Below are 10,401 nucleotides of genomic sequence, written 5' to 3'. Positions count from 1 at the left end.
TAAAGAAGGTCTAATCTATTAGAACCTCCCTATTTCAATAGGGAGAGGATTCAGTCGTTAAAGAGTAAGGGAACAGGTCTAGGGATGATGATTTGCTTTCATATTGCTGCAAAGTATAAAGGAACCATTCACTTTGATAGTGAAAAAGTAAGGGAACAACGGTTACAATCCGGTTTCCAGCAACAATTGCGGGGTAAAGGGTAGTTTAACTTGAAAGGGAGAAAATAAGCCATTTAATTATGTAAGGTTTGGAAGGAGAAAAATTTTTTAGAGCGGCGCTGTTTATGAAAAAAATATAGTTAAGAGGCTGAATGATGGGGAGTTCCTTCACTCTATCGTTTAGCCTTTTTCCATTTTGAGGTTTAAGAATATCTGCATTAAAGGTAAATGATAGATGTAAGGAAAAATTTTCCTGCTGAGTTAATGAATATAATAATAGGAGACAGTTATTCTTATTGGGAAAAAAATTAATTTTAATAATTTTTAACATTCAGCTAACATGGGTGTGGTATTTTATGGAGGAACACACAAAAAAGGAGTGATTGATATTAAGAGTCGAAGCTTTTCTATTTTTTCATTCGTTCTTCTGCTTTTGTCTACGTTTCTTTTTTCTATTACACAATTTGCTTCAGCCGAAAATGCACTCGATCCTGCACCACAATTGCAGCCTGTTGGCACTGCAAATGGAAAGAAGATCTTATTTGACAATACACATGGACAAACAGCCGGTGCAGCCGACTGGGTGTTAGATGGCGGATTCTCTGATTTCGCCAATGCCTTAGCCAACAAAGGCTATTATGCAAAAGAGCTTCGAAAAAACACTCCCCTTGCCTATGAAGACTTACAAGGCTACAATGTGTTCATCATCGGAGAAGCAAATATTCCTTACAAAGCTTCCGAGCAAGCTGCCCTGATCCAATATGTACAAAATGGAGGGAGTATCTTTTTTATCGGGGACCATTATAATGCAGACCGTAATAAAAACCGTTGGGATGCTTCCGAGGTCTTTAATGGCTATCGGCGGGGGGCTTATTCCAATCCGGCAAAAGGGATGACGACAGAGGAGGCTTTGTCTGCAACAATGCAGGGTGTTACAGGATCGGACTGGCTGGCAGCCAACTTTGGGATTCGATTCCGATATAACGCCATTGGCGATGTAACAGCCAATGATATCGTTGCACCAAGTCAATCCTTCGGCATAACAACCGGCGTTTCTACTGTTGCCATGCATGCTGGTTCCACCTTAGCCATTACTGATCCTAATAAGGCAAAAGGGATCGTTTATCTTCCTAAAACAACTGCAGCCTGGGGAAGTGCGGTCGATCAAGGTGTCTATAATGGCGGTGGCAGAGCAGAGGGTCCTTTTGCAGCCGTTTCTAAGCTGGGGTTAGGTAAGACCGCTTTTATCGGTGATTCGTCTCCAGTCGAAGACGCGAGTCCAAAATATGTACGCGAGGAAACAGGAACAAAAAAGACAACATATGATGGGTTTAGAGAACAGAATGACAGTACTCTACTTGTGAATATCGTCGATTGGTTAGCGAAACAGGAGAGTTATACGGCGTTATCTCAGGTGAGTGGCCTGCAGTTGGATCAGCCAACCACTTTATTATCGATGGAAAATCCACAGACATCGACTGAACCTATGGCAGAACCTTGGGCAGCACCTGCTACAGGTTATAAATGGTATGATTCTTCCACCTTCAAATCTGGGTCGTATGGCTATGGCTCTAGTGGTTCAGGTGGGGGAACAGTTGGAATCACAGCCTTGAATGAAAAGTTCGAATCCGGTACAAAAACAGCGTATTCTGCAGGAAATGTAACACTTTCGAGTGGCTCTTGGTATTTTGATAATGCTCTTATCGGCAATTTATCTGGGGATAAGAAAACGGGCTTGCAGTCTGCGCGTGTACGGGCAGCCGGAAAGATTTCAATGAATTTCGATGTTAGCGGGGCAAAAAGTATACAAATTTCCCACGCTAATTTTAGCAGCGACAGTGGGGCAAATTGGCAGCTTCAAATGTCTGCCAATGGCGGTTCGACGTGGACAAACGTTGGTAGTTTGAATACAAGTTCATCCACTTTAACAGTTAAAACTTTCAGCGTAACTCAAACAGCTCCAGTTCGATTCAGGATTGTTGTATCGGGCACTACGGGAAGCCGAATCAATTTTGATGATATTGTGATAGGTAATTAAATTCTCATTATAGAAATTACCACAATTTATTAAAAGCCTACATGACTTCATGTAGGCTTTATAAAGGTTCGCTGGATCGCTGTCAAATATCTATAGTGAATTGTCAGATTTCGCGCTTACCTAGGAAATGATTCAAACATTATGCAGAGAGTAATCAGGGTATAATAACAATTAAACAATACATACCAAGAGATGAGGGATTTAAGATGATTGTCATTGAAAATGATTGGCTGCTGGTGGAAATCACTCACCAAGGAGCAGAAGTACGAAAAGTGAAGCATAAGAAAAATGGATTGGACTATATGTGGACAGGTGATAAAGCCTACTGGGGACGCGTCTCCCCTGTATTATTTCCGATTGTTGGACGCTTAAAGGAAGATCGATATCAGATTGATGGAAGGACCTACGAAATGCCGCAGCACGGCTTTTTACGGGACGTGGAGTTTGAGGTGGAAGAGCAGACAACAACTGGCGTATCTTTTAGTTTCACGTCTGGCGGACGTTACCTTCATGTTTATCCTTATGATTTTAAAGCGATTATTCGTTATGAACTTAATGAGGATACACTCGCTGTCCGTTGGGAAATCGTAAATGAAAATAAAAAGGAAATGTACTTTTCGATTGGCGCCCATCCTGCTTTTAAGGTTCCGCTTTTTGAAAATGAAGCTATTGAGGACTATAATTTGTACTTTACACCGGCTCCAGATAAAAATGTGATCGAATATGAGCTAAAGGATTCCTTGATTTATGAGAAGGGAAAAGCCAACAATCTATCATCAATCCAGCTGAAAGACTCGCTTTTCGCACATGATGCGCTTGTTTTTAGCCATATTGATCAAGTTAAACTGGAATCAAAAAATTCGGAACATGGAGTAGTAGTTTCGTTTGAGGGATTTCCTTTTGTTGGAATTTGGTCGAAATACTCGGACACAGATGGGGAGATGGCTCCGTTCGTTTGCATTGAGCCTTGGTATGGTATTGCCGATACATTCGATACAACCGGGAACTTCAAGGAAAAATATGGTATAAATAATCTTAAACCAAGAGAAACATTTCGGGCTAAGCATAGTATGCAGTTTAAATAGTGAAAGTAGAAAGTAGTTTTGGTTTAACTTACTGTGGAGGCATAAATCTAAACGATCTTTAATAAGTTCTAGTAGAGAACAAATTAAGGACGTGATGGAATGTATCCAGATAAGGCAGTAAGGGCAATGACTGGTTTGAGCCAATCAGTTTTAAATGAGCTAAAAGAAGAGTATAGAAAATATCATTTAATAAGAGAATTCGAATACTTAAATGATACCCATATGGCTGATTTGGAGAAAGTGCAGCAGATCAGACATGAGGGGAAAACAGTAAGTCAAGCCATACGGCAAGCAGTAAGGGAAAGGGCGTTGAAAACTTTGCTTCGGGAATGCAAGAATGGATTTGAAGAGCTGCATGAAATGATAGATAGATTTGAAGCTAAGTTAATTAGATTGGAACAATCGGTTAATAGGGAGTAGAAAGAATGAGAAAAACAAATGGTATAATGTTAACCTACGTTCCCAGAAAATGATAAAACAAAAAAGACTCCCATTCTGTTTTGAAAGGGAGATTTTTTTGTTTGGTCTTGAACACAGCAATAGAAAGCACTAAAAATGCTAGTTGCATAGTTACTTATTAAGATTGATTGACGCTGATAAAGCTGCGCGATTATTACGTAATAATGGTTCTGTAAGATGTTTGCGGAAGTATTGAACAAGCGGTCCGATACCAAAAGCCATGATAACAGTCGCAACCCCGACGACGGCCCCGAAGGAAAAACCAATCACTACGCCTAAAATATCTTGCATCATTCGAGCCCATATAAACGGTATTTTGTTATGTGATATATTTTGAATCACTAGCGGCATTGCATCCCAGGGTGAAATGCCCATATCGGCTGTCATATAAAGGGCCACTCCGATTCCAACAATGACTACAGAAATAAGAAGGAATATAATTTTTGTAACGATCAGTGGAGAAGGACCGAAAAGTTCTTGGTAACCATACACAAAAAAATCGGATATAAAACCGATTCCAACCATGTTAACAATCGTACCCACCCCAATAGCATTCCGAGCAAAAATAAATTGAATGATCAGGATGAATAAATTAAAGATTAATTGATAAACACCAAACGAAACATCTATAAATCCACTTACCCCTAAATTCATCGTGCTAAATGGGTCAGTACCAAAATGACTTAAACGTAAAAGTGAAACTGCGATTCCTATACATAAATTTCCCATCACCATCATCCAAATTCTTCTCATATCAAATAAATGCATAACTATTTCCTCGCCCTCGCCCTCGCCTGGATGTAAATTCAGCCTACCAAGTAATCATAGTATTTTTATAGGGCGCTTACAACAGTTTATTTTCCCAAGCTTAAGATAAAAACGGTAAATCTATTTCAAAAATAGAATAAAGTTATCCTTGTAATATGAAAAAAGGAATTTTGATATAAGTCTAGAATAATTACTTGGTATAATGTTTCTTTAAAATTTAGCGGAGGTGGAAAAATGAAAGCGTTATTTATCGGTGGGACAGGAACGATTAGTTCTGCTATTACAAAGCAATTGGTTGCAATGGGATGTGAGCTTTACCTTCTTAATAGAGGGAATCGAAAGGATCGTTTGCCTGAAGGGATCAACTTACTTCAAGCGGATATTAATGATGAGGACCAAGTTTCAAGACTAATAGAAGATTTAGAGTTTGATGTGGTTGCAGATTTCATCGCTTTTGTACCTGAACAACTCGAAAGAGATTATCGCTTATTTAAAGGAAAAACGAAACAATTTATGTTTATCAGCTCTGCTTCTGCCTATCAAACTCCCGCATCTGACTATCGAATCACAGAAGGAACGCCATTATCCAATCCCTATTGGCAATATTCGAGAAATAAGATTGCCTGTGAAGAGTATTTGCTGAAACTTTACCGAGAGGAAGGCTTCCCGATTACCATTGTAAGACCAAGCCACACCTATGATGAACGTTCGATTCCACTTGGCGTACATGGAAGCAAAGGATCCTGGCAGGTAGCCAAACGAATGCTCGAGAATAAACCGGTGATTATTCATGGGGATGGAACCTCTTTGTGGACAATGACACACAATAGTGATTTTGCTAAAGGTTTTATTGGCTTAATGGGCAATATTCATGCAATCGGTGAGTCTGTTCAAATCACTTCAGATGAAAGTCTTACTTGGAATCAAATTTACGAAGCTATTGCAGACGCACTTGGCGTAAAACTCAATGCGATCCATGTGTCATCAGCATTTTTGGACGCATGCAGCAAGGAGGATTACAGGGGTGGATTATTGGGAGATAAGGCCAATTCCGTCGTTTTCGATAATTCTAAGCTAAAAAGACTGGTTCCCGATTTTGTGGCGACAACCCGATTTGACCAAGGGGTAAAGAAAACGGTTGAATACATATTAGCTCATCCTGATCTACAAGTACCAGATGAGGAATTTGACCATTGGTGTGACAGAGTAGTTGACACATTAAATATTGCTTTAAAGATGCTAAATGAATAGATCTAGGGTCGGCCAATAATGGCTGACTGTTATCCGTCAAAGGGGGAATGAATGAAATATGAATCTGCAAGATTATGAAAAAGTCAAAGCCGAGTCATTACAATTGTTTGAAAAGGCCCATATCATTTTGACTGAAAAAGAGAAAAACGGTTTAGAGGTGGCTGACTTTGGCCTAAATAAAATTGAGGATACAGGCTTGCAATTGATTACTTATGTGAACACGGATCTGGTTTGTGCGAAGGAACTGGCTTTGCTGCCCTATCAAACTTGTCCTGAACATAAGCATCCAAAAAGAGACTTTGATGAAGGAAAAGAAGAGACTTTTAGATGTCGATACGGAACAGTCTATCTATACGTAGAAGGAGAAGAAACAAAAAATCGCAGAATGAATCCGCCGCAAGGGGATGAAGAGTACTATACGGCATTCAATGAGTTTATTTTACTGCCAGGTGAGCAATATACCATTTATCCGAATACACTTCATTGGTTTAAAGCAGGAAGTGAAGGTGCGGTCGTTTCTGAATTCTCGACAAGAAGCACAGATGAAAGTGATGTGTTTACAGACCCGAGAATAAAAAGAATCCCAGAAATTAAATAATCGAGATTACAGTATAGAGTCAAGCAGTGTGTTTCTCATATGGAAATCACACTGCTTTTTGTGCGGATTCAGGAAGAATATGATTAGAATATTTTTGTAAGGCTGGGTTTTTTCTTCGGGGCAAATCTTGTTGACCCGAAAGAACGATTAGAGGGCACTGGAAAACGTATGCGTCACGTCAAAGTAAGGATAATGGCGGAAGCAGGAACTGATGAATTGGCAGAATTGATTCGACAGGCCTGGACCAATGCAGAAAACGACTGTTGACCTTTTAACAGAGCTTTACCTCAGACGGAATCAGGTTGTTTCTCAAACCATCCATGTTTAACCATAATATTGTATGAGAAGGCACCAGCCTCCATTACGTGGGTAAATACTTTAGAATAGTTTAGAATTATATCCGATCTGAAGCTGGAACCTAACGATGCACCATAGTAAGTAAGAGCCGTATTTACCAAAAATCCTGCGTGAAACATAATCAATTTGTCAGAAAACGGGCTTACAGTAGAATCGGTAATCTCATCATCCCACTTCTCAGGGATTGGCAAATGATCCTGCTGTAAGATAGTGTCAAAGCTTTCAGCATCTTTCCCTGCTAATTTAACATTTTTTAACATGAAACTACGTACGTCTTCACGGATTGCTACCTGGCTAAAAGCTAAACTTAAAGACCTAACAAATCCAGTTTTCGTTGAATTAAAGAAAAGGGAGCTTATTTCCGAACTGCTTAGTGGTCTTTTGTCACCTATTAAATTTGAAATGAACCCTGGTGATTCCATAAACTCCGTCCCATGAGTTGAAGGAATCGAGGGGACACTTGTATATTTTGGATGGTTTTTAGCTAATTTTATTATTTTTTGGAACAATTCCTTAGATGAAATTGAACATTCAGAAAAATAATTTTGAATGTCTTCTCGCTCTGAGTTTGCAATAGCTAAGCTGTAAGCGGTTAAGCCATGTATTGTCATAATATAGAGGTAAAAAAGTAAAAACTGGTCAGAAAATAGGCGTGGTGCATTAACATTCACATCATTCTCTGTAAATCCTATTGGAATTTGAAAATTTGCATCTTTTAAGAATTCCTTGATTTTCCTTATATGGATTTCAGATAACTGCAATGCGAATTCAAAAATGGATTTTATCTCTTTGTTTTCAACAATAGTAAGAAAATATTTGAAAACACATATTGCCATACTATCGCCCATAAATTGAAGCCAAAGAGCGGATACTTCCGCAGCAGTTAATGTGTGAGGTTTTGATTTAACCGAAGACACCCAAAGAAAATACCTCCAATGTCCCATTTATTATTTTGAGATTATTTTATGGTACTGGGAATAAAGTATACCTATTTGATGATGGTACGTTCGGAGAGCATACTGAAACAACGGGAATGCTTTTCCTAATTGAAGTAAACCAGCTAATAGTTTGTCAATATTTTTCATTAAAAACTTAAAATATCTCATGTTATACTAAAAATGTGCATGCCAAATAACCTTCCTGTAGTTTATTTTTGGAAGGTTTTACGTTATCTAGTTAGATTTAGGTTCTAAGCTATATCTTGGAAAGTAGTTTTGTTCTTTAAAAGGGCAAATATCCAATGTAAGAGCTTATTTACACATGCTATTACAGCTACTTTAAAAGGCTTTCCTTCTTCACGTTTCTTGTCGTAATACTCTCGCATTCTTTTGTTTCGCGGGATGATTTCTTCAGTTGTTTTCTTTTTACGACAATCACGAATGGCACAACGGACTGCCATATACAAGGCATGTCTAAGTCTACTAGATCCTCTTTTAGTGATTCGATTTTTGGTGGCAGAAAATTTACCAGATTCAAAAACACTTGGATCAACTCCAGCGAATGCTACAAGCTTTTTAGGGTCATTAAATCGATCTATTTCCCCAATTTCAGAAATGATCGTTGCAGCGATCTTTTCTCCGATACCTGGGATAGATTTGATGATATTATATTCTTCAATTTCCTTAGCGAGGGCATCTATCTCCGACTCTAACTTTGATAGATGCTCTTTATACTGAAGAATCATACTTATATACATACCAAGGCTTAAAATATGACTCTGATAAACTGTCTTTTCAAAAGGGTTACGTGACGCCGCAGCTTTAAGTTCAATCGCTTTTTCTTTTGCCCACCTGATTGATCGACTTTTACATACTTGAAAAATTTTTTCTGAAATTGTTTCTTCACTAGCCTTCAAAATGTCTTCTGAAGAGGGAAACTCTGAAAGAGTTAAGAGTGACACCACAGAATATAAATCTCCAAAGACCCCAATATACTCGGGAAAAACTTGCTCAAGCACTGCCTGAAATTGAAGTTTTGTTTGTATCATCACACCAGTTATATTTTCATGTTGTCTTGTAAGATTACGAAGGTTCAATAGCTGAACACCACGCTTTCTATACGGTTCAAATTCCTCTTTATAAAACAACTCACAGAGGAGATAGGCATCAATGGCATCAGTTTTTACTTTTCTTAAACTTGAACCTCTTGCCTTATATGAAATCAAAGGATTGATGATAATTAATAAATATCCTCGTTCTTCCAAGTATTAAACAACTGAAGTTTGATAATGCCCTGTAGCCTCTAATATGACCGAAGGTTTCTTTCCTGACTCATTTTTAACTTCCTCAAGAAACGTTACAAGTGAACTAAGCCCCTTATTAGTATGATCTACTTTAAAACTCTTTCGATAAGGTCTACCCTTATCCAGAAATGCTTGAACCTGACTTTCTCCTTTAGATATATCCAGACCTACGACTGGATTCATATTGTATCTCCTCCTAATCTAGTGATTTGCCAGTAACCCCTAATCCTCCATGCAGTGTCACAGCTTCGCTTGTTATACGAGATCTAAGTCCCAACCAGCCTCAATCATGTTTCTACAAGTAGGGGGCGAACGGTTTACTTGACGGGGTCAAAGCCCCACGGGCAGTTACGTTCTACCCTGGCTACTGATATAATAAGACCAAAATAAATAAGGTCAACCAGAAATATTTAGCATTCTGGTTAACCTTATAATACGAACGGGGCAGGTTTGTTCAATAAAAAATGAAAAATTGAACCTCTAATATGTTAAAATATAGAAAAAATAAACAAACGAGGGGTGAAGACAATTTTACCAAGAAAAGTAATATCTGCTTCAGTTTCTGGGACGCTTTTTGCGATTATATTAGGATTAACACTACCCCATTCGACTGGTGATATAAATCTAAGTTTTAACCAGAGCCATTTTGTGTCTACCATCACAAGTATCCCTGTATATATGATGTATTGTTTTCCAGCAATCTTAATTTATGGGGTGTTTACGTCAATTATCAGTGATAAGCTCGGAGATTTTATATCAATCAAAATTAAAGAAAAAAATGTAGAACCTTTTGTGTCTGGAGCCTTGCATATCATTTTTGGACTGATATTATTCTGGGTTAGTCTTGGAGCATCTATATTATTTTTTATTACCGATAGAATATTGAGGAGTCGTTATAAAAGGTACAAATGGTTGGAAGCAATTAAAAGTTTGGCAATTCCTGTTTTGACTTGGCTATTATTTATGGGAATTGTTTGGGGGAATAATATGTATTTTAGTTAAAGGACGATGTTGTATATGATTCAATTATATTTGTCATTAAATGAAGCTGGTTTGATGTTTAAGGGGCATTCAGCTCTTGCTCAGGAGGAGATTGATTATATTCTTCTTGAAACCTACGATAATGGAACAACTCACTCTGTGGATGTAAATACATTCGAAACGCTTTTTGGGGATGTAGTTGGGAATCCAGCCTATCAAGAATTATCAGGATCTCATACTTTTAAATTGGGAGATACGCAATACACTATGACAGCTGAGGAAATGGGTTATCAAAAATATTTCGACCAATGGAAAGAACAAGGATTGTTTAAACTTAATTAACGGGTGCATTACTTTAAGATTGGGCTGCCATAATTGGCGGCTTTATTATTGTTCAACTAAATAGCAGGTGTGCGGCCGAGCCTAGGTCGTATCATATAACGGGTGGGATTCCCGTCGAGTA

10 protein-coding genes and 1 pseudogene are annotated in these 10,401 nt (G+C 38.2%); 8 read left to right on the top strand and 3 right to left on the bottom strand.

Annotated features, from left to right (window positions below; all coding sequences use genetic code 11):
* The first annotated feature begins 586 nt into the window (after positions 1–586).
* From GXK58_RS26685 to GXK58_RS26675, 3 genes are all read left to right on the top strand, one after another.
* Positions 587–2,197, top strand: a complete 1,611-nt coding sequence (locus tag GXK58_RS26685) for an Ig domain protein group 2 domain protein (RefSeq protein ID WP_237389796.1) — start codon at positions 587–589, stop codon at positions 2,195–2,197.
* Between the two features lie 206 nt (positions 2,198–2,403).
* Positions 2,404–3,282, top strand: coding sequence for an aldose 1-epimerase family protein (locus GXK58_RS26680; RefSeq protein ID WP_160726201.1), 879 nt, complete (start codon positions 2,404–2,406; stop codon positions 3,280–3,282).
* A gap of 99 nt (positions 3,283–3,381) precedes the next feature.
* Positions 3,382–3,702 carry a hypothetical protein gene (locus GXK58_RS26675; RefSeq protein ID WP_160726200.1) on the top strand — a complete coding sequence of 107 codons (321 nt, stop codon included), beginning with the start codon at positions 3,382–3,384 and terminating at the stop codon, positions 3,700–3,702.
* A gap of 150 nt (positions 3,703–3,852) precedes the next feature.
* Here GXK58_RS26675 and GXK58_RS26670 read toward each other — a convergent pair whose 3' ends face one another.
* Positions 3,853–4,509, bottom strand: a complete 657-nt coding sequence (locus GXK58_RS26670; protein WP_160726199.1) for a YczE/YyaS/YitT family protein — start codon at positions 4,507–4,509, stop codon at positions 3,853–3,855.
* Between the two features lie 234 nt (positions 4,510–4,743).
* Here GXK58_RS26670 and GXK58_RS26665 point away from each other — a divergent pair, with 234 nt between their 5' ends.
* The 3 genes from GXK58_RS26665 to GXK58_RS27820 all read left to right on the top strand — a co-directional run bounded on the left by GXK58_RS26665 (position 4,744) and on the right by GXK58_RS27820 (position 6,625).
* Positions 4,744–5,760, top strand: coding sequence for an SDR family oxidoreductase (locus GXK58_RS26665; protein ID WP_160726198.1), 1,017 nt, complete (start codon positions 4,744–4,746; stop codon positions 5,758–5,760).
* A gap of 58 nt (positions 5,761–5,818) precedes the next feature.
* Positions 5,819–6,358: a D-lyxose/D-mannose family sugar isomerase gene (locus tag GXK58_RS26660; RefSeq protein WP_160726197.1), complete on the top strand. Its 540-nt coding sequence runs from the start codon at positions 5,819–5,821 to the stop codon at positions 6,356–6,358.
* Between the two features lie 90 nt (positions 6,359–6,448).
* Positions 6,449–6,625, top strand: a complete 177-nt coding sequence (locus GXK58_RS27820) for a DUF1801 domain-containing protein (protein WP_160726203.1) — start codon at positions 6,449–6,451, stop codon at positions 6,623–6,625.
* Positions 6,626–6,645: 20 nt separating this feature from the next.
* Here the strand turns inward: GXK58_RS27820 and GXK58_RS26650 are convergent, their stop codons facing one another.
* Together GXK58_RS26650 and GXK58_RS26645 are read right to left on the bottom strand one after the other, a co-directional pair.
* Positions 6,646–7,632, bottom strand: coding sequence for a DUF3231 family protein (locus GXK58_RS26650; RefSeq protein WP_237389795.1), 987 nt, complete (start codon positions 7,630–7,632; stop codon positions 6,646–6,648).
* Positions 7,633–7,904: 272 nt separating this feature from the next.
* Positions 7,905–9,140, bottom strand: a pseudogene (locus GXK58_RS26645) (IS110 family transposase).
* A 336-nt stretch (positions 9,141–9,476) separates the two neighbouring features.
* Between GXK58_RS26645 and GXK58_RS26640 the strand changes: the two are divergent.
* Together GXK58_RS26640 and GXK58_RS26635 are read left to right on the top strand one after the other, a co-directional pair.
* The gene (locus GXK58_RS26640) at positions 9,477–9,959 is read left to right on the top strand and encodes a hypothetical protein (RefSeq protein WP_160726195.1); all 483 of its coding nucleotides are present in this window, start codon (positions 9,477–9,479) and stop codon (positions 9,957–9,959) included.
* Between the two features lie 15 nt (positions 9,960–9,974).
* The gene (locus GXK58_RS26635; RefSeq protein ID WP_160726194.1) at positions 9,975–10,280 is read left to right on the top strand and encodes a hypothetical protein; all 306 of its coding nucleotides are present in this window, start codon (positions 9,975–9,977) and stop codon (positions 10,278–10,280) included.
* Positions 10,281–10,401 lie beyond the last annotated feature (121 nt).

Origin of the sequence: Bacillus sp. USDA818B3_A (assembly GCF_009928415.1) — a bacterium.
Classification (GTDB): domain Bacteria; phylum Bacillota; class Bacilli; order Bacillales; family Cytobacillaceae; genus Neobacillus.
The sequence above is the reverse complement of the archived record's forward strand: the minus strand, read 5'-3'. Positions and strand labels throughout refer to the sequence as shown.